This is a genomic window from Kitasatospora sp. NPDC041917 (assembly GCF_055589745.1).
This window is the reverse complement of record NZ_JBVJBI010000015.1, coordinates 22,246-40,159: the sequence shown is the minus strand read 5'-3', so window position 1 is coordinate 40,159 and position 17,914 is coordinate 22,246. Positions and strand designations below refer to the sequence as shown.

The 17,914-nt window shown below is 74.1% G+C and carries 16 protein-coding genes and 1 pseudogene; 8 read left to right on the top strand and 9 right to left on the bottom strand.

The window, feature by feature from the left end; all coding sequences use genetic code 11:
• Window positions 1-226: 226 nt before the first annotated feature.
• Window positions 227-526 carry a hypothetical protein gene (locus ACZ6EM_RS20035; protein ID WP_465772885.1) on the bottom strand — a complete coding sequence of 100 codons (300 nt, stop codon included), beginning with the start codon at window positions 524-526 and terminating at the stop codon, window positions 227-229.
• 359 nt (window positions 527-885) lie between these two features.
• Between ACZ6EM_RS20035 and ACZ6EM_RS20030 the strand changes: the two genes are divergently transcribed.
• Window positions 886-2,232, top strand: a complete 1,347-nt coding sequence (locus ACZ6EM_RS20030) for a serine hydrolase domain-containing protein (protein ID WP_465772884.1) — start codon at window positions 886-888, stop codon at window positions 2,230-2,232.
• Window positions 2,233-2,370: 138 nt separating this feature from the next.
• Here the strand turns inward: ACZ6EM_RS20030 and ACZ6EM_RS20025 are convergent.
• A pseudogene (locus tag ACZ6EM_RS20025) lies at window positions 2,371-2,544 on the bottom strand (transcriptional regulator); the annotation flags it as partial.
• Between the two features lie 129 nt (window positions 2,545-2,673).
• Between ACZ6EM_RS20025 and ACZ6EM_RS20020 the strand changes: the two are divergent.
• From ACZ6EM_RS20020 to ACZ6EM_RS20005, 4 genes are all read left to right on the top strand, one after another.
• A complete protein-coding gene (locus ACZ6EM_RS20020) occupies window positions 2,674-4,218 on the top strand; it encodes an MFS transporter (protein WP_401053172.1) in 1,545 nt (514 codons plus the stop codon).
• A gap of 141 nt (window positions 4,219-4,359) precedes the next feature.
• On the top strand, window positions 4,360-4,749 hold the full coding sequence (locus ACZ6EM_RS20015) for an SCO5389 family protein (protein WP_401053170.1): 390 nt from the start codon (window positions 4,360-4,362) through the stop codon (window positions 4,747-4,749).
• Between the two features lie 244 nt (window positions 4,750-4,993).
• Complete coding sequence (locus ACZ6EM_RS20010) at window positions 4,994-6,037, top strand: LLM class flavin-dependent oxidoreductase (protein ID WP_465772883.1); 1,044 nt, start codon at window positions 4,994-4,996, stop codon at window positions 6,035-6,037.
• 193 nt (window positions 6,038-6,230) lie between these two features.
• On the top strand, window positions 6,231-6,872 hold the full coding sequence (locus tag ACZ6EM_RS20005; protein ID WP_465772882.1) for a hypothetical protein: 642 nt from the start codon (window positions 6,231-6,233) through the stop codon (window positions 6,870-6,872).
• 1 nt (window position 6,873) lies between these two features.
• Here the strand turns inward: ACZ6EM_RS20005 and ACZ6EM_RS20000 are convergent, their stop codons facing one another.
• The gene (locus ACZ6EM_RS20000) at window positions 6,874-7,350 is read right to left on the bottom strand and encodes a Uma2 family endonuclease (RefSeq protein ID WP_465772881.1); all 477 of its coding nucleotides are present in this window, start codon (window positions 7,348-7,350) and stop codon (window positions 6,874-6,876) included.
• A gap of 111 nt (window positions 7,351-7,461) precedes the next feature.
• Between ACZ6EM_RS20000 and ACZ6EM_RS19995 the strand changes: the two genes are divergently transcribed.
• Entirely contained in the window at window positions 7,462-8,478 is a 1,017-nt protein-coding gene (locus tag ACZ6EM_RS19995; RefSeq protein ID WP_465772880.1) for an NADP-dependent oxidoreductase, read from the top strand.
• Window positions 8,479-8,624: 146 nt separating this feature from the next.
• On the opposite strand, the gene ACZ6EM_RS19990 is transcribed toward ACZ6EM_RS19995, so the two are convergent.
• Both ACZ6EM_RS19990 and ACZ6EM_RS19985 read right to left on the bottom strand, forming a co-directional pair.
• Window positions 8,625-10,073, bottom strand: coding sequence for a WGR domain-containing protein (locus ACZ6EM_RS19990; RefSeq protein ID WP_465772879.1), 1,449 nt, complete (start codon window positions 10,071-10,073; stop codon window positions 8,625-8,627).
• 137 nt (window positions 10,074-10,210) lie between these two features.
• Window positions 10,211-10,717 (bottom strand): ArsR/SmtB family transcription factor, encoded by a 507-nt coding sequence (locus tag ACZ6EM_RS19985; protein WP_465772878.1) that lies wholly within the window; start codon window positions 10,715-10,717, stop codon window positions 10,211-10,213.
• 58 nt (window positions 10,718-10,775) lie between these two features.
• Here ACZ6EM_RS19985 and ACZ6EM_RS19980 point away from each other — a divergent pair, with 58 nt between their 5' ends.
• Complete coding sequence (locus ACZ6EM_RS19980; RefSeq protein WP_452180278.1) at window positions 10,776-11,687, top strand: S41 family peptidase; 912 nt, start codon at window positions 10,776-10,778, stop codon at window positions 11,685-11,687.
• 25 nt (window positions 11,688-11,712) lie between these two features.
• On the opposite strand, the gene ACZ6EM_RS19975 is transcribed toward ACZ6EM_RS19980, so the two are convergent.
• Complete coding sequence (locus tag ACZ6EM_RS19975) at window positions 11,713-13,818, bottom strand: proline dehydrogenase family protein (RefSeq protein WP_465772877.1); 2,106 nt, start codon at window positions 13,816-13,818, stop codon at window positions 11,713-11,715.
• Between the two features lie 288 nt (window positions 13,819-14,106).
• Entirely contained in the window at window positions 14,107-15,171 is a 1,065-nt protein-coding gene (locus ACZ6EM_RS19970) for a helix-turn-helix transcriptional regulator (RefSeq protein WP_465772876.1), read from the bottom strand.
• A 158-nt stretch (window positions 15,172-15,329) separates the two neighbouring features.
• Here ACZ6EM_RS19970 and ACZ6EM_RS19965 point away from each other — a divergent pair, with 158 nt between their 5' ends.
• Window positions 15,330-15,728: a VOC family protein gene (locus tag ACZ6EM_RS19965; protein ID WP_401044537.1), complete on the top strand. Its 399-nt coding sequence runs from the start codon at window positions 15,330-15,332 to the stop codon at window positions 15,726-15,728.
• Between the two features lie 136 nt (window positions 15,729-15,864).
• On the opposite strand, the gene ACZ6EM_RS19960 is transcribed toward ACZ6EM_RS19965, so the two are convergent.
• Both ACZ6EM_RS19960 and ACZ6EM_RS19955 read right to left on the bottom strand, forming a co-directional pair.
• Window positions 15,865-16,482 carry a response regulator transcription factor gene (locus tag ACZ6EM_RS19960; RefSeq protein WP_465772875.1) on the bottom strand — a complete coding sequence of 206 codons (618 nt, stop codon included), beginning with the start codon at window positions 16,480-16,482 and terminating at the stop codon, window positions 15,865-15,867.
• Complete coding sequence (locus tag ACZ6EM_RS19955) at window positions 16,479-17,909, bottom strand: sensor histidine kinase (RefSeq protein ID WP_465772874.1); 1,431 nt, start codon at window positions 17,907-17,909, stop codon at window positions 16,479-16,481. Before ACZ6EM_RS19955 ends, ACZ6EM_RS19960 begins: the two co-directional genes overlap by 4 nt.
• Window positions 17,910-17,914 lie beyond the last annotated feature (5 nt).

The following is a 17,914-nucleotide window of genomic DNA, read 5'->3' as shown; positions in this document are numbered from 1 at the left end:
ATGCCAGATTGGGCAGGAGTTGGGGAAGACTTTACGCCCGACGACTTCTCACGGAGACGTTACGTTTTGATGTCGCGGGGTCCGCGGCGCCCCAGGTGGGGTGCGCACGGCCGACTGCCGGGCACCCGGCGGGGCCTCCCTCGCGGTGGGTCCGGCGGGGCCGATGAACGGCCGGGCGGCGTCCGTCAGTTCACGGAGCACTTCCGCATCGTGGCGCCCACAGGGCTCACCGGCGATGAAAATAGACCCTGAACTCCAAGCCGTACAGCCGCCCTCGGACCTTCGTCCTGATCCAGAGCGAGAACAGGTCCGCGTCGCCGTGGCTGGAGCGGTTCTCAGTACGGACACGCCGACTCAGATACTCGAACGACTGCATCTCCCGATCGACCAACAGGCCGGGGATCCGTTCGACCGAACCGTGCAGCAGATAGAGACACATCAGGTCCACCGGATGTGTGTCGTGTGCCAGCCGCGTAAGGAATCCATCGGAAAAACTGTCCCGCAAAGGTGTCTCCAGTCGTCCCACCCGCCCTGTCCCCGCATCCTGGGCACGGGGTGAATCCACGGCCTTCGGGACGGTTTTCGGCGCCGCTTCGAACCGGCCCGGCTCCTTCCCGGCCTCCCCGACCGGCGAGGCATGAGCTCGACGTCCCACGTCCCACGTCCCACGTCCCGCGTCCCACGTCCCACGTCGCTGGCCGCCGGTCGCTGGTCGCTCGATCCGCCGAGGCCTCAGGGATCCGTCGGGGGCGGCCTTCGACCTGAGGTGGAGTTCCACGGGCCGGAAGATGGACCCCGGGGCGGACATGCCCCGGACCTGAGGCGGACGCCTCGCGTCACGACCGCCTGGCACTGTGTCAACTGTCTTTGTTGAAACGGATGTTGATGGCATTCGTCGGTCGGATTCGGGAGGACGGCATGGCGGACGGGGCGGCGGATCCGAGGCTTCGGAGGATCGGATCGAAGGGTCGGCGGTGGCGGGGCACGGCCGGGCGGTCGGCGGTCGTCGTACTCGCCGGCGCGGGCCTGCTGGCGACCTCGGCTCCGGCCGCCGGCGCGACGGACGCCCCGGCGGCGCCCTACCGGGTGGCGGCGGGCGGGGCGCGGAAAGCGGACGGGGCGGCCCTGGACGCGGTGGTCCGGGCCATGGTGCGGGAGGGCGGCGCAGCGGCGACGCTGGCCCGTGTCCGGGAGAACGGCTCCACGGCCTGGAAGGGTGCGGCCGGCGTGGCCGACCTGGCCACCGGCGCCCCCGCCGATCCGGACGGCCGGTTCCGGATCGGCAGCGTCACCAAGACCTTCGTCGCGACGGTGGTCCTCCAGCTCGTCGCGGAACACCGACTCGGCCTCGACGACTCCGTCGAGAGCCGCCTGCCGGGCGTGGTGCGGAACGGCGCCGGCATCACCGTGCGCCAACTGCTCAACCACACCAGCGGCATCCACGACTTCACCGAGGACCCGGCGTTCGACGCCGGCAACGAGGCGACGCTGCGGCAGTGGCTGGCGGGTGGGCGCTGGACGTCCTACCGACCGCAGCAGCTCGTGGACATCGCCGACAAGTACCCGCCGTACTTCGCCCCCGGACAGGGCTGGCACTACTCCAACACCGACTACGTGCTCGTCGGCATGATCATCGAGCGCCTCACCGGCCGCAGTTGGGCGCAGGAGGTGGACCGCCGCATCATCCGGCCGCTGGGTCTGACGGGCACCTCGATGCCCATCGAATCGCCCTTCATTCCCGGCTCGCACGCGCACGGCTACTACAAGCTCGCCACCGGCCCCGCCGACGTGACGCTGCTCAACCCGTCGATGGCATCCTCGGCCGGGGCGGGCATCTCCACCACCGCGGATCTCACCCGCTTCATCTCCGCCCTGCTCGGCGGGCAACTGCTCGGCCCGGCCGAACTCGCCGAGATGAAGCGCACCAGCGGCCCGGGCGAGGCCGTCGGCTACGGCCTCGGACTCCAGCGGATGACCACGCCCTGCGGCGAGTTCTGGGGACACAGCGGCGGCATCCCCGGCTACAACACCCTGCTGGTCGGCGAGGTCACCGGAAAGCGACAGTTCGCCACCTCGATCAACCGGTACGACCTGTCCGACCCCGCCGCGATGCAGCGGACCTCCAACGACCTGTACTCCACGGGCACCTGCGGCGGCCGCCAGCCGGCCGCCTCGCCGTCGGCTCTCCCGTCCGCCGCCGCGACACCGCGGTCCACCGGACCGCTCACCTGATCCGAGCCCCGGATCCGCGCGCCCGCACGGCCACGGACGCGTGGATCACCTGGGTGTTCAGCAGCAGTCGCAGCCCGGCCGGCAGCCGCAGGCGTCCGACTCCCTGCCGGGCGGCGGGGTGAGCCCGGCGGGCGCGCAGCAGCGGCCCTTCTCGTCGGCCTCGGTGCGGGTGCGGTCGTCGGCGTCGGCGACCACGGCGGTGCGCAGGTCGTCCAGCGCGTGCCCGAGCCGCTCGTCGGCGAGCTCGTACCGGGTGCGGCGCCCCACCGGCACCGCCACCACGCGGCCGCAGTCGCGCAGGCACGCCAGGTGGCGACCGGGCAGCATGAGCATGTCCGTAATGAACGATTGTGTTCCCTATGCCCCGGGGATACCGTCGGTAGTGGTGAACGAATCCGCCCCCTGCCCGCCGTTCACCCTCGAACCCATTGGGGGACCGCCATGGCCACCTCGCGCGCCCTGGCCGAGGCTTCGCCCGCGACCGCACGTCGGGGCCAGCACCCGGGGATCGCTCTCACCGTCATCGCGGCGACACAGCTGATGGTCGTCCTGGACATCACGATCGTGAACATCGCGCTGCCGCACATCCAGTCGGCGCTGGGGTTCAACACCACCGAACTGTCCTGGGTGATCAACGCCTACACGCTCACCTTCGGCGGGCTGCTGCTGCTCGGCGGGCGGGCCGGCGACATCCTCGGGCGGCGGCGGGTGTTCATGGTCGGCGTGCTGGTGTTCAGCCTGGCCTCGCTGCTCGGCGGCGTCGCGCAGTCCTCGGCCTGGCTGCTGGCGGCCCGGGCGCTCCAGGGCCTGGGCGGCGCCATCGCCTCGCCGACCGCGCTGGCGCTGATCGCCACCAACTTCAAGGAGGGCCCGGAGCGCAACCGGGCCTTCGGGGTGTTCTCGGCCGTGGCCGGGGCCGGTGGCGCGATCGGGCTGATTCTCGGCGGCATGCTGACCTCCTGGCTGTCCTGGCGCTGGGTGTTCTTCGTCAATGTGCCGATCGGCATCGCGATCGCACTGCTGGCGCCGCTGTACATCAACGAGTCCGAGCGCCACCCCGGGCGTTTCGACCTGACCGGCGCCTTCACCGCCACGGCGGGCATGGTCTCGCTGGTGTACGGCTTCATCCGTGCCTCCGACCACGGCTGGACGGACCCCGTGACGCTGACCGCCTTCAGCCTCGCCGCCGCGCTGCTGGTCGCGTTCCTGTTCAACGAGCGGCGGGTGCCGCAGCCGATCACCCCGCTGCACCTGTTCCGCGACCGCAACCGCTCGGGCGCGTACGGGCTGATGCTCTGCGTGGCCGCGACGATGTTCAGCATCTTCTTCTTCATCACCCTGTTCGTGCAGGAGATCCTCGGCTTCAGCCCGCTGCGGGCCGGCTTCGCGTTCCTGCCGATCAGCGTGGCGATCATCGCCGCCGCCCAGTTCGCCGCCCGCAACCAGCTGCGCTGGGGCCCCAAGCCCTTCCTGGTGACCGGCTCGCTGCTGGTGCTGAGCGGGGTGGTCTGGGCGACGCAGATCGACATCGACAGCACCTACGTCGGCGGCATCCTCGGCCCGACCCTGCTGTTCGGCTTCGGCATGGGCTCGATCTTCGTCCCGGTGATGCTGACCGCCGTCTCCCACGTCGCCCCGCACGAGACCGGCGCGGCCACCGGCATGCTCAACACCACCCAGCAGGTGGGCGGCTCGCTCGGCCTGTCGATCCTGGTCACGGTGTTCGGCACGGCCAGCCGCAACGAGGCCCGGCAGCAGGCCGGGGCGTTCCTGCGGCAGGCCACCCCGCAGCAGCTCGCCCAGTTCCGGGCCACCGGCCGGCTCCCGGCGCCGTACTCCTCGCAGGTGCTGGTGCACGGCATCGCCAGCGCGTTCCAGATGGGCCTGGTCTTCGCGGCGCTGGCGGTGACGATCGCGGTGTTCGTCATCAAGGTCGGCCACCTGCCGGTGCCGCCGGCCGTCAGTCCTTCGGGGGGCGGCGCTTGACAGGGCGTCGGGGTGACCGGGAGAGTCTTTCTTGCAATGGTTTTCATCTTCGATAACCGGTGCGGGTGAGCGCTGCCCGTTCCGCCGGTCACCGCCGCCCGCCGCCGGTCGAAGCCCACGCATCCCCGAAAGAGGACCTCCATGTCGCTCGACGTCTCCCCCGCCCTCCTCGCCCAGGCCCAGCAGGGCCGCGTGGACGAGGCCGACTTCCTCGACACCGTCCGCACCTCCCTCCCGTACGCCTACCAGGTCGTGTCCGGGCTCAGCACCGAACTCGCCACCGGCCAGGAGGAGTTCACCACCGACAACACCACGCCCAGCGACGAGCAGCGCGCCCAGCTGCTGCGCGCGCTCGCCAGCAACGCGATCCGGGGCAGCCTGGAGAGCCACTTCGGGGTGAAGCTCGCCTTCGTCAACTGCCACCGCGTCGGCGCCTTCCGCCCCGGCGCCGAGGACGGCGCGGCGTACCGCGAGTTCACCTCGCTGCACAACCAGATCCGCAACCAGAGCCCGGAGCTGCGCAGCTGCTGACAGCCCCCGGAGGCGGCCAGGACGCGACCCGAGCACAGCCCGGGCGCGACCCGGATCGCGGCGGCTCCCACCCTGCCCACCGGGGTGGGAGCCGCCGCACGTGACACCCGCGTTGCGCCGTGTTGCGGGCCGGTGACCGGATCGTGCGTCGATCTTGTCGGACGGCGCGGCGGCCGCTTACGTTCGAAACGCACCATCTCGACCGGCCCTCACCCGGCCGCCCCTCACCCCCGCGGAGCCCACCATGTCGCCGACCCCTCGCCCGCTGCGGAAACTCGGCTTCCTGACCATCGGGCTCTTCGACGAGGCGGACCCCCGCCGCGGCCACGAGTCCACCCTCGACCTCATCGCCCTCGGCGAGCGGCTCGGCTTCGACAGCGCCTGGCTGCGCCACCGCCACCTCCAGTACGGCATCTCCTCCCCGATCGCCGTCCTCGCCGCCGCCACCCAGCGCACCAGCCGCATCCAGCTCGGCACCGCCGTCACCCCGCTCGGCTGGGAGAACCCGCTGCGGCTCGCCGAGGACCTGGCCACCGTGGACGTGCTCTCCGGCGGCCGGCTCAACCCCGGCTTCAGCGTCGGCCCGCCCACCCACTACGAGCAGGTGCGCGGCGCGCTCTACCCGGACACCGGCGAGCAGGAGGACTTCAGCCCCCGGCGCGCCGAACGGCTGCTCGCCCTGGTCCGCGGCGAGGACGCCTCCGACTTCGCCGGCACCGAGGGCATCGAGGTGTACTCCCGCCGCGTCCAGCCGCACTCCCCCGGCCTGGCGTCCCGGCTCTGGTACGGCGCCGGCAGCCTGCGCTCGGCCCGCTGGGCCGGCGAGCAGGGGCTCAACCTGCTCACCAGCAGCGTGGTGAAGCCGGAGAGCGAGGAGGGCCCGCTCGACTTCGCCGCCATCCAGGCCGCCCAGATCCGCGCCTTCCGCGAGCGCCACCCCGACGGCGAGCGCGCCCGGGTCTCCCACGGCCTGGTGGTCATCCCCACCGACAGCGCCACCCCCGAGCAGCGCGCCAAGTACCGGGCCTACGCCCTCGCCCGCACCCCGCGCACCCTCGCCCCGCAGGGCCCGGCCCGGCTGCTGTTCGCCCCCGACCTGGTCGGGACGACCGAGGAACTCGTCGAACGGCTGCACGCCCACGCCGGCTACCGCGAGGTGGACGAGGTCGCCTTCGCCCTGCCGTTCACCTTCGAACACGAGGACTACGTACAGATCCTCACCGACCTGGCGACCCGGCTCGGGCCCGCCCTCGGCTGGCGTCCGCAGCCGACGCCCGCCAAGGCCTGACCCGCCCGGCCCTGTCCCTGTCCCTGTCCCTGTCCCTGTCCCTGCCCCTGCCCCTGCCCCTGTCCCTGTCCCTGTCCCCAACAGGCGGACAGGCAGCGGGAGTCGGCCGCAACCACCGCGTCCGGCACGGCGTCCCAAGCCGGTACGGACGGACGGCCACCCCGGCCGGACGCCACCCCGGGGGGAGACCGCGATGGGGCCCTACCACGCCGCACCCGTACCGCCGCCGCCCGCCCTGCACCCCTGTCCGAACTGCGGGCTCACCGACCAGGTCCGCGGCGTCCCGGCCGTGTGCCACGCGGGGAGGACGCGGGTCACCACCCTGCCCTCGCAGGGGAGCGGCGACCATCGGACCCGCGAGGTCGTCTCCGACCTCGCCCGCGCCCTGGCACCCGTCCCGATCCGGGACCAGCCACCCGGCCGCGCGGCGACGGTGCTGGGCGCCGTCGCCCTCGTGATCGCCTTCTTCACCTTCTTCGCCGGGAACTTCGCCCGGCAGTTCGACGACGACGCGCCCGCCTTCGCCGCGCCGGTCCGGGACCACCACGCCTTCGAGATCCCCGTGGTGATCCCGGTGGTCGCCGTCATCGCCGGAACCGTCCTCCTCGTCACCGCGGCCGCGCTCCGCGCCTCCGCCGACCGCGAACTCGCCGGCCGGCCCCGGGCCGAACACCTCTGGGCCCAGGCCTGGTACTGCGCCCGCTGCGGCACCGCCCACTTCCCGCCCACCACCGGCGTGCCCACCGGCGTGCCGACGGCCGCCCTCAGCCTCCCGGAGTTCCGCCGCATCGTCTGGACGGCCGGCGGCTACGGCCACCTCGCGGACCGGTACTGACTCAGAACTCGCTGGTGTCGAGGTCGAGTTCGAACGGCTCGGGCAGTCGCACCGGCACCCCGAACGGGTGCGGCCCCTCGACCCGGGTCCAGCCGAGCGCGCCGGGTTGGGAGAACAGCGTGCAGGCCCGCTCCTGCCGGTCCACCAGGAGGTAGAGCGGCGCACCGAACTGGGCGTAGCGCCGGCGCTTCACCGTCCGGTCGGTGTCGGCGCTGGAAGGCTCGGTCGCCTCGACCACCAGCAGCGTCCGGTCGGGCGTCAACGCCCCGTCGTCTCCGGCCAGTTCGGTCGGCACGACGGCCAGGTCGGGCACGTAGCGGTCCGCCGTGCCCGGCAGGGCCGGATCGCCGGAACCGGAGCACAGGCCGCTCGGCCGCAGGACCGGGGCGAGCTGCTGCCGGAGCAGGTCGACGGTGCTCTGGCGCGCCCAGGAGTGCGCCACCGGGACGGTGGCCCCCTCGATGATCTCGGTCTCCACGGGGCGAAGCCTGGTCGCTCTCCAGCGATGTCCCGCTCTGGCCAATTGAACAAGCGCTTGCTTAGAATCGGGCGCGTTCAGCCGTCGAGCCCGAGCGCCCCAGGAGACGTCATGGCCGGAGCCACCGGAGTCAACCGTCAGATCCGCCTTGCCAGCCGGCCGCTCGGGGAGGTGCGTCCGGAGGACTGGACGCACGGGGAGGAGGCGGTGCCGGAGCCGGGCGAGGGCGAGTTCCTCGGGCGGACGCGGTACGTGTCGCTGGATCCGGCGATGCGGGGATGGCTGGACGACCGGCCGTCGTACCTGCCGCCGGTGGGACTGGGCGAGGTGATGCGGGCCGGCTCGGTGGTGGAGGTCGTGGCGTCGAACCACCCGGGGTTCCGGGTCGGGGACCACGTGGTCGGGGCCTTCGGGGTGCAGGAGTACGCGGTCTCGGACGGGAAGGGCGCGCTCACGGTCGATCCCGCGCTCGCGCCGCTGTCGACGTACCTGGGCGCCCTCGGGATCCCCGGGATGACGGCGTACTTCGGGCTGCTGGAGGTCGGGGCGCTGAAGGAGGACGAGACCGTCGTCGTCTCCGGCGCCGCCGGGGCGGTCGGCAGCCTGGTCGGCCAGATCGCCAAGCTGAAGGGCTGCCGGGTGGTGGGCATCGCCGGCGGCCCGGAGAAGTGCGCGCTGCTCACCGGCGAGCTGGGCTTCGACGCCGCGATCGACTACCGCGCCGAGGACGTCCGCAAGGCCCTGCGCACCCACGCCCCGGACGGCATCGACGTCTACTTCGACAACGTCGGCGGCCCCGTCCTGGACGCCGCGCTGACCCGCCTGGCGATGCACGCCCGGGTGGTGGTCTGCGGCGCCATCAGCCAGTACAACAACGAGGGCGCCGTGCAGGGCCCGTCCAACTACCTGTCCCTGCTGGTGCGGCGGGCCCGGATGGAGGGCTTCGTGGTGTTCGACTACGCCCGCCGGTACCCGGAGGCCGCCGCCGAGCTCGCCGGCTGGATCGCGGGAGGCCGGATCAAGGTCAAGGAGCAGGTGATGGAGGGCACCGTGGACGACTTCCCGGAGACCTTCGGGATGCTCTTCCGGGGCGAGAACACCGGCAAGCTGGTGCTGCGGCTCGTCTGACGCACGGACTCCCCGGGCGGCCGTCACCCCCGTACGGCCGCCCGGGGTCCCGGTCACGGGGCCCGGGATCGGGGCCCGGGATCGGGGCCCGGGATCGGGGCCCGGGATCGGGGCCCGGGCCCCGGGGTCGGACACGGGAGCCCGGGTCAGAGCAGGCGCTTGATCTCGCCGCGCGCCCGGTAGAAGCCGCCCGAGGCGGACTCCCGCACCTCGGCGACCACGTAGCGGGCCCCGGCGATCCGGATGTCCTTGGGGAACTGCACCCGCCACGACGGGTCGTAGCCCTGCGAGACCACCCGCATCCGCAGCCGGACGCCGTCCTGGACGCACTCGACCTCGACCTCGCCGCCGGTCCGGGCGGTGACCACCTCGACCGTCTCCGGCCCGGCGCCGGCCAGCACCGGCTCCCAGCCCGCGCCCTTGATCTCGGCGGTCTCCGGCAGCGTGCCCTCCTCGGCCGCCCGCACCGCCTGCTCGTCGGCGTCCAGGCAGGCCAGCGAGCCGTCGGTGGTCACCAGGTAGAGCCGCCCCGCCCGGTACTGCATGCTGTACGCCGAGCCGCAGCCGGTGGCGAGCTTCCACAGCCGGGTGCCGTCGGCGGCGAAGCAGTACACCGAGGAGTGGTTGTCCCCGGCGAAGACGTAGTCGCCGTCCGGGGAGGCCGCACAGGAGAAGACGGCGGCGTCGCAGCGGTAGGCGGCCACCTCGGCGCCGTCCGACTTGCGCAGCCGGTGCACCCAGCCGCGGCCGGTGCCCGCGAACACCTCGTCGGCCTCCTGCCAGCCGAACAGCACCTCGCCGTTGGTCGGGGTGTGCCACCGCTGGTCGCCGCTGCGGTTGTCGTAGCGGGCGACGCCGCGCGAGTGGCCGTGGTAGACGCCGTCGGCGTCGCACCGCACCATCCAGCCGGCCCGGCCGTCGGCCTGGCGGCGCCACTGGAACTCGTCCTCGTGGTCCACCGTCGTGAGCCCGCCGCGCTCGTCGGCGACGCCGAGCACGCCGTCGTGGATGTCGAGCCAGAAGATGTCCACGTCCTGGGCGATCTCGTACGCCACCCGCGGGACCTTGCCGCCCAGGTCGTACACCTTGCCGTCGTCGCAGCCGGCGTAGATCCACCAGTCGTCGGCGACGATGCACTTGACGCCGTCCGGCAGGCCGTAGCGGGCCGTCACCTCGCCGTCGTGGGTGAGGGTGTAGACGTCGCCGCGCTCGTTGCCGACCCAGGCGTGCTCCTCGCCGACGAAGATCCCGAAGGCGGGCGAACCGGACCGGAAACGCCACAGCAGCGGCGCCTGACGGGCGGTCGAGCGGCTGCTGACGATCTGCCGCCTGGTCACCGCCCGGCGCTGCCGCACGCCCCGGACGGCCGGGGCGTAGCCCTTGCGGACCTTCTCGCCGATCTTCTTGGCCGCCGACGCGGCCGCCTTCTCCGGGCTCGGGAACGTCGTCGACTTGCTCTGCCCCGGCTCGCCTATCCGCCCGTAGCGCACCGTCACCACCCGGCCGGCGAGCCGCACTTCGTAGAACTTGTGCGCGCTCCCCTCGTCCTCGGACAGTTCGAGGTACGTGACCTGCTCTTCCACGGCGACGGACACGACGGAGTCCCCTTTCGGGCAACGGAGATGGGGGTCGGTTCGGGACCCGCCCGCCGACACCTCCCAAGCTACGGCCTGGCACTGACAGTCGACTCCGGCCGGGTCGCCGGCCTGCGGCGGTCCTCAGCAGAACGACCCTACGTCCCGGCCTGCTGGTAGAGCGTCACCAGGAGGCCGTGCACCGGCTCGCCCTCCGCGTCCTCCTCCGTCTCGTCGACCAGTGCGGCCAGCGCCTCGGCGAGCCGCGCCGCCTTGGCGGGGCTGAGCCGGAGGTGACGCAGCGCCAGGGTGTGCCCGCCGGGTGAGCGGTCCAGCTCCTGGGCGACGGCGCCGAGCAGTGCGGCCGTGCCCTCGGCCTGCGGTTCGGCGACGTGGAAGCGTTCGGCGGTCCGCCGGAAGTACTTCTCGGTGCCGCCGCGCACCTGTCGCGTTCCCGCGTCCCGGACCAGCCCCGCCTCGCTCAGCACCCTGAGGTGGTGGGAGACGCTGCCCTTGTTCACCCCGAGCTGCGCGGCGAGCCGACTGATCGTCGACGGCCGGCCGCTCAGGGCGAAGAGCAGTCGCTGGCGCAGCGGGTGGGCGAGTGCGGAGTGCTGCAGGGGCGTGCTGATCCGCTGGACGGTCTCGTCCGGTTGGTGGCTCACCGAATCAAGCGTTAAGTACGGTTGACGCTTTGGCAAGTCGCTGGTCTACTGCCTCCCCATGACCTCCACCACATCGCCGTCCGCGTTGGACACCGTCGCCCTCGTCGAGTCGATCGCCGACCTGGTCTGTGAGAACTACGTCTTCCCCGACGCCGCCCGGCAGCTGGCGGACCTGCTGCGGCGCCGGAGCACCGAGGGCGCCTACCGGACCGAATCCGCCGAGGAGTTGGCCGAAGCGGTCACCGCGGACCTGCGGTCCGTCAACGGCGACCTGCACCTGGGCCTCAAGTACCACGCCCAGCCGGTGCCGACGGAACGGGGCGCGGCGGTGCTCGCCGCGGTGCGCAGGGAGTTCGACACCTTCCTGAACGGCGTTCCCCGCCTGGAGCTCCTCGACCACGGCGTCGCGGTCCTGGAGATCGGACCCAAGTTGTTCCCGCTGGACTGGGCGGCACAGCCGCTGGCCGCGGCGCTCTCACTGGTGGCCCCCGCCCGCGCCCTCATCCTGGACCTGCGCCGCAACACCGGTGGCGACCCGAACACGGTCGCCTTCGTCTGCGGCTACCTGCTCGACAGCCGCACCCACCTGAACACCATGTTCTCGCGGCAGGGAGAGGTCGGCGCGCAGTCCTGGACGCCCCCGTTCGTCCCCGGTGCCCGCTTCGGCGGCAGCAAGCCGCTCTACGTGCTGACGAGCGGCGACACCTTCTCCGGGGGCGAGGAGCTCGCCTACGACCTGCAGCAGCTCGGGCGCGCCGAGGTCGTCGGGGAGACCACCCGAGGCGGTGCGCACCCGCGCGAGGGCTGGACGCTGCACCCGCAGCTGGAGCTCAGCGTGCCCATTGCCCGCGCGGTCAACCCGATCTCGGGCACCAACTGGGAGGGCGTCGGCGTCCAGCCCGATGTGCCGTGCGACGCCAAGGAGGCGCTCGACCGCGCGCTGGGGCTGGCCGTGGCGCGCCTGGCCTGAGGCCTTCGCGTCGGCAACGGCCGGGTCAGTACAGCTCGGCCAGCAGGGCGCGCAGCCGCTCGTCCTCGCGGATGATGTCGTACGCGAGGCCGGAGGCGACGATCCGGCCGTCGCGCTCGACGAGGTCGCCGACGTACCGGCCCAGGTCGGGCTCCCCGGCGGCGGCGCCCAGCGCGTGCAGGGCCTCGCAGCCGCCCGTGACGTCGGCGCCCGTCTCGACCGAGTGGAGCGCGGCCCGGGCGAGGCGGCCGAGGTCGACGGTGTCGGGGTCGGCGATGTCCAGCAGGGCGCGGGCGGCGCCGGCGGCCTTCTCCGGGTCGTCGAGCAACGCTTCCAGCCGGGGTATCAGGTCCCGGCCGGCCGCCCCGAGGGACGCGGCGACACGCAGCGCCCCGATCACCGTCCAGCGGGCCCAGAGCCGGCTGCCCGCGGTGCGGTCGAGGACGGACGCCAGGATCCGGACGGCCTCCTCGGCGTCGCCGTCGATCTGCCAGACGGCGCGGGCCGTCGCGACGTCGGCGTCCAGCTGCGGGGCGGTCGGCTCCGGGTCCTCGCTGACCGCGGCGAGCAGGGCCGGGAGCAGCCCGGCGGCGGCCGGGCCCAGGTCGGCGGCCGCCCGGGCCGCCTCGGCCCGCTCGCGCGAGGCCGCCAGCCGTTCGGTGACGGCGGCGAGCAGGACGTCGGGTTCGCCGGTGACGTCGTAGTGGGCGCGGGCCGCCTGGAGCTGTCCCGCCTCCGCCCGCAGCGCCTCGGCGGCCCGCTCGCACGCCCTGGGCGGGCCGCCGGCCACGACGGCCGCGACGGCGGAGGCGGCGTACGGGAAGCGGGGCAGCACCGCGCACAGCTCGGGCAGGCCGGCGACGGCCCGCGGGCCCCACCGCCGCAGCAGGTGGACCAGGTCGGCGGTCTCGTTGGTACCGAGCCCCTCGACGGCCAGCCGGGCGCGCACGGCGGCGAACAGCTCCGGGTCGAAGGGGAAGGCCGGGGCCCGCGAGTCACCCGCGGCGTTGCGGGCGCGCGGGCGGCGCTCCAGGTCACGGGCCAGCAGCGGGGCGGCCTGCCGGGGGGCGATCCGGACCAGCGCCGCGAGGGCCTCGTCGGCCACCTCGTCGGCCGGCCCGTCGTCCGGCCCGTCGTCCGGCCGGTCGGCGAGTCCGACGAGTACGGGCGCGGCCTCGGCGGCGAGCGGGCCGAGCTTGGCCAGCAGGCTCGCCGCGGTGTCCTGGGCGGCGAGCGGGGCGACGGCCGGAATCAACCGGGACGGGGCGCCGCGCGAGACGTAGCAGGCGTGGTCGGCCGCCCACAGGGCCTCGGCCTGCACCTCGGGGCGCGGGTCGCGCAGGGCGGCCTCCAGCAGGTCGAGGGCCGCCTCGCGGTCGGCGTCGGTGTCGCGCTCCAGCAGGGTGTCGACGACCGTGTACAGCAGCTCCTCCTGGTCGAGGCTGTAGCGGTCGACGGTGAGCTCGCGGGCGGGCAGCAGGCCGAGCACGGCCGCGTGGTGGACGGCCCCCCAGCGCTCCTCGTTCCGCAGGCAGACCAGGACCGCGGCCAGCCGCAGCGGCACCGGGGTCTCCTCGCCGAGCAGCACCCGGGCCTCCCCGGCCGCCGCGCTCAGGTCCACCCGGCCGAGGGCGACGAGCAGTTCGGCGGCCACCTCCGGATCCTGCTCCGCCGCCCAGCGCTCCCCCAGGGCGGACGGCGCGGCCGCGCCGTCCCGGGTGTGGCCGACGGCCCACGCGGCGGTCAGCCGGACGGTCTCGTCCGGGTCGGCCAACAGCGGCAGCAGGAGCGGCAGTTGGGCAACCACGGCAGCCCGGACCGCGCCCTCGGGGACCTGCCACTCGTCCTCGCTCTCGGCCAGCCCGCCCAGCAGGCACAGCACGTCCACCGTCCGGGTCCCGGCGGCGGCGATCCGGGCCAGGTACGGCACGGCGTCCACGCTGGCCGAGTACACGGTGCCCTGGTGGAGGATGCTCCCGTACAGCTCGGAGACCGCCTCCTCGGCCGCCCCGTCGTCGCCCTCGGCGAGCGCGCGCAGCAGGTCGGGCAGGTCTTCGGCGCAGCCGTAGGCGTGCGAGACGGTGGCCCAGGGGTGCTCGTCGAGCCCGGCGAGGGCGGTGGTGAGGTCCATGGCCGCGATCCTGGCAGGCGGGACCGACAACGCCGCCGGGCGGGGAATGCGGCAGTGACGGGGGCGACGCCGCTGTCGGTGCGCCCCGGGTCCGGACGACCGCGCGTCGGCCGGGCCCGAGCCACGACCACCGGAACCCGAGTATCAGCGTCATTGTCAGTGCCCCGCGCTACGCTCCCGGCACCCTGAGGAAACACCGGGGCCCGCTCCCTCGAATTCGCCTACGGGGAGCGGGCCCCCGGCTTCGCCGGGGCCTCCCCGGCGGTCCGGGCAGACGCTGCGGTTCCGTCAGGTCCGGCGGGCGTGCGAGGCGAGGCGGTCGGCGAGGGCCGTGACGAGGCCTCGCAGCTCCTCGGGCCGTTCGATCACGAAGGGCCGGTCGATCGCGGCGAGCACCGGAGGCAGCCAGTCGAGTCGCTCCGCCCGGAGCTCGACGCGCAGCCAGCGCTCGGAGCTCCGGTCCGCGTCCGGCCGCGGCTCCGGCTCCGGCCGCGGTTCGGGTTCGGGTTCGGGTTCGGGTTCGGGTTCGGGTTCGGGTTCGACCAGGATCGCGACGCTCTCCGGGAGGTGGCGGCGGATCCACTCGGGCGTCGCGCGGATCCGCAGCGTCACCTCGTGCCGGTAGTCGGCCGTGGCCAGGCCCGACACGACGCGCTCGGCCGGGGCCGGTCCGGTCGGTGCCTCGAAGGAGCCGGGCAGGGCCCTCGCGTCCGTGACCCGGTCCAGCCGGAGGGTCCGGTCCTGGCCGATCCCCGCGTCCGCGCCGGTGACGTACCACCGGCCCGCGTGGGCGACGATCCCGTACGGATGCAGCGTGCGCTCGCTGGGCCGGCCGTGGCGGTCGGTGTACCGGACCGCGACCGGCCGTCGATGGCGCACGGCGTCGGCGAGGGTGAGCAGGACCCCGGTGTCCGGTGCGCCGGCCTCGCCGGGCCGGTCCGTGGTCCCGAGCGGCCGGTCCGTGAAGGAGAGCGACTCCAGGAGCGTGCCGAGCCGGCCGGCGAGGTGCCGGGGCAGCACCCGCCGGATCTTGGCCGCCGCGGTCTCCCCCGCAGTGCGTTCGGCCGTCGCCAGTCCGGCCCTGGGGCCGGTGAGCAGGCCGAGCAGCACCGCCAGGGCCTCGTCGTCCCCGAGCATGAGCGGGGGCAGGCGGTGTCCGGGTGAGAGCCGGTAGCCGCCGTACCGGCCGCGTACGGACTCCACGGGCACGTCGAGGTCGACCAGGTGGTCCACGTAGCGCCGCACGGTTCGGCCGTCCACGCCGAGCCGGTCGGCGAGCTCGGCCACCGTGCGGGTGCCGCCCGACTGCAGCAGTTCGAGCAGGGTCAGCACGCGGCCGGTGGGTCGGGACATGGCGAAAGTCTAGAACGAATAGGGGACCGATTCTGTCCACTATTCCTCCTAGTCTGTCGAACGCACGACCGGATGACCGGACGACCGCACGACCGCGGCCGTTTCCGCTTCCGTTTCCGCTTCCGCTTCCGTTCCGGCATGACCGAGGAGAACACCCCATGGACTTCGTTTCGATCCGCATCATCACCGGCGACGTCGCCCGCCTGGTCGACTTCTACGAACGCGCCCTGGCGGTCCGGGCGCAGTGGGCCACCGAGGACTTCGCCGAACTCCGGACGGCGGGCGCGACCCTCGCGATCGCCGGGGTCCGCACCGTACCGCTGTTCGCCCCCGGCTCCGCCCGGCCGGCGGCCAACCAGAGCGTGATCACCGAGTTCCTCGTCGACGACGTGGACCGGGTCCACCGCAGCCTGTCCGGGTTCGTCACGGACTTCGTCAACGAGCCCACCACGATGCCCTGGGGCAACCGCTCGCTGCTGTTCCGCGACCCCGACGGCAACCTCGTCAACTTCTTCACCCCCGTCACCCCGGCGGCCGTCGCGAAGTTCGCCCGCTGACCGGACGCCCCGCGTACCGCCCGCCTCCACCGGGTGGGCGGCACCACGGCCGCGTCCGTGCCGTCGCGGCCTGCGCACGCCGACGGCAGGAGAGAGCCGGAGCCCGGCGGCCGGGCGCTGCCGGCCGGGACAGTGGTCAGAGCCAGCCACGCTCGTCGGCGACCCGCAGGGCCTCGCTGCGGTTGCGGGTGCCGGTCTTGGCGATGGCCGAGGAGGAGTAGTTGCGGACCGTCCCCTCGGACAGGTAGAGCTTGGCGGCGATCTCGGCCACCCCCGCACCCGAACGGGAGGCGTTCAGCACGTCGCGCTCCCGGGCGGTGAGCGGGGAGACGCCCGCCGCGAGGGTGGCGGCGGCCAGTTCCGGGTCCACCACCCGCTCCCCCGCCGCGACCCGGCGGATCGCGTCGGCCAGCACCTCCGCCGGGGCGTCCTTGACCACGAAGCCGAGCGCGCCCGCCTCCATGGCCCGGCGCAGGTAGCCGGCGCGGCCGAAGGTGGTGAGGATGACGACCCGGCACCACGGCGCCTGCTGGGCCAGCACGGCGGCGGCCGCCAGGCCGTCCAGCCCGGGCATCTCGATGTCGAGCAGGGCGACGTCCGGCCGGTGCTCCCGCGCCGCCTCCGCGACCTGGTCGCCGCGGCCGACGGCGGCGACCACGGCGAAGTCGTCCTCCAGGTCGAGCAGGGTGCACAGCGCGGTGCGGACCAGCTCCTGGTCCTCCGCGAGCAGCAGGCGGATCGGGCGGATCGTCATGTCGTTCCTTCGTGGCCGGGGTCGGGCCGGCCGGGGTCGGGCCTGGCGGCGTCCGGCCCGGCGGTTTCGGGTCCGGCGGTTTCGGGTCCGGCAGGGCCCGGACCGCCCGGCGGGACGGTGACCAGCAGCCGCCACCCGCGCGGGTCGAGCGGGCCGGCCTCGACCGTACCGCCCACCGCGGCGACGCGTTCCCGCAGTCCGGTCAGGCCCTTGCCGTCGCCCGTACCGCTGTTGCCCCGGCCGTGGCCCGTACCGCCTGCACCGCCCGGCCCTCCCGGTCCGCTCCGGGCGGCGGCGGCCCCGTCGTCGCGGATCTCCACCGAGGTGGCGGTGAGCAACACCGAGCAGCGCTCGGCCCGGGCGTGCCGGACCACGTTGGTGATCCCCTCGCGCAGCACCCAGCCGAACAGCTCGCGCTCCCCCGGCGCGACCGCGTCCGCCGCCGTCGGCAGGTCGGCCACCACCCCGGCGGCGCGCAGCAGTTCACGGCCGCGGGCGATCTCGCCGGCCAGCGTCACCTCGCGGTAGCCGCTGACGGCGGCGCGGACGTCGGACAGCGCCTGGCGGGACAGCGTCTCCACCGCCGCCATCTCCGCCACCGCCAGGTCCAGGTCCTTGCCCACGAGCCGCTGGGCGAGGCGGGACTTGACGGTGATCGCGGTGAGCGAGTGCCCCAGCAGGTCGTGCAGGTCCCGGGCGATCCGGTTGCGCTCGGCCTCCGAGGCGAGCCGTGCCACCTCGGCCCGGGCGGCGACCAGGGCGTCGTTGGTGGCGGCGATCCCGGCGAAGGCCCCACAGGTGAGCGAGGTGAACAGCAGGGCCAGGGCCTGGAATCCGCCCGGACCGGTGTGCCAGGGGCGCACCGCCCAGGGCACCACCAGCGCGGCCAGCGTGCCGGCCGCCACCACCCGGGCGGCGTGCTCGCGCCACTGGATCGCCACCGCGGAGACGACCACGGTGGCGAGGAAGAAGGCGTCCTCGTGGGCGAACGGCAGCGCGGCCAGGAACAGTGCCGTCATCATCGCCAGCAGTGGCGTCGTCCAGCGCCGCCGGCCCAGCCCGAGGGCGAGGGCCAGCAGCGCGTAGCAGAGGCAGAACGCGACGACCACGGCGTACCCGGCCACCGCGGCCGCCCCGGAGACGGTGCCGCCGACGGCGACGGCGGTGAGCGCGGGGAAGACCATCATCCCGCTGGCCAGCAGCGGGCGCCGCCAGCCGTGGCCCCAGTGCTGGACGGGGCCCGGTGCGGCCCCCGGGCCGGGGGCCGCGGTCGCGCGGTCCATACCCGCGCGGTGCATACCCGCACGGTCCATGCCTGCGCGGTCCATGCCTGCGCGGTCCATGCCTGCGCGGTCCATGCCTGCGCGGTCGCGGTCTCCCGCGTGGTCGCGCTCGCGGTCGTCGCCCGCGCGGTCGAGGCCGGTCACCCTCG

Bases quoted from the DNA above. Each gene is read 5' to 3' on its own strand.
- ACZ6EM_RS20020 (WP_401053172.1), top strand. From the start codon at position 2,674: ATGGCCACCTCGCGCGCCCTGGCCGAGGCTTCGCCCGCGACCGCACGT.
- ACZ6EM_RS20030 (WP_465772884.1), top strand. From the start codon at position 886: ATGGCATTCGTCGGTCGGATTCGGGAGGACGGCATGGCGGACGGGGCG.
- ACZ6EM_RS19975 (WP_465772877.1), bottom strand. From the start codon at position 13,818: ATGGACCTCACCACCGCCCTCGCCGGGCTCGACGAGCACCCCTGGGCC.
- ACZ6EM_RS20005 (WP_465772882.1), top strand. From the start codon at position 6,231: ATGGGGCCCTACCACGCCGCACCCGTACCGCCGCCGCCCGCCCTGCAC.
- ACZ6EM_RS20015 (WP_401053170.1), top strand. From the start codon at position 4,360: ATGTCGCTCGACGTCTCCCCCGCCCTCCTCGCCCAGGCCCAGCAGGGC.
- ACZ6EM_RS19960 (WP_465772875.1), bottom strand. From the start codon at position 16,482: ATGACGATCCGCCCGATCCGCCTGCTGCTCGCGGAGGACCAGGAGCTG.
- ACZ6EM_RS19995 (WP_465772880.1), top strand. From the start codon at position 7,462: ATGGCCGGAGCCACCGGAGTCAACCGTCAGATCCGCCTTGCCAGCCGG.
- ACZ6EM_RS19980 (WP_452180278.1), top strand. From the start codon at position 10,776: ATGACCTCCACCACATCGCCGTCCGCGTTGGACACCGTCGCCCTCGTC.
- ACZ6EM_RS20010 (WP_465772883.1), top strand. From the start codon at position 4,994: ATGTCGCCGACCCCTCGCCCGCTGCGGAAACTCGGCTTCCTGACCATC.
- ACZ6EM_RS19970 (WP_465772876.1), bottom strand. From the start codon at position 15,171: ATGTCCCGACCCACCGGCCGCGTGCTGACCCTGCTCGAACTGCTGCAG.
- ACZ6EM_RS19965 (WP_401044537.1), top strand. From the start codon at position 15,330: ATGGACTTCGTTTCGATCCGCATCATCACCGGCGACGTCGCCCGCCTG.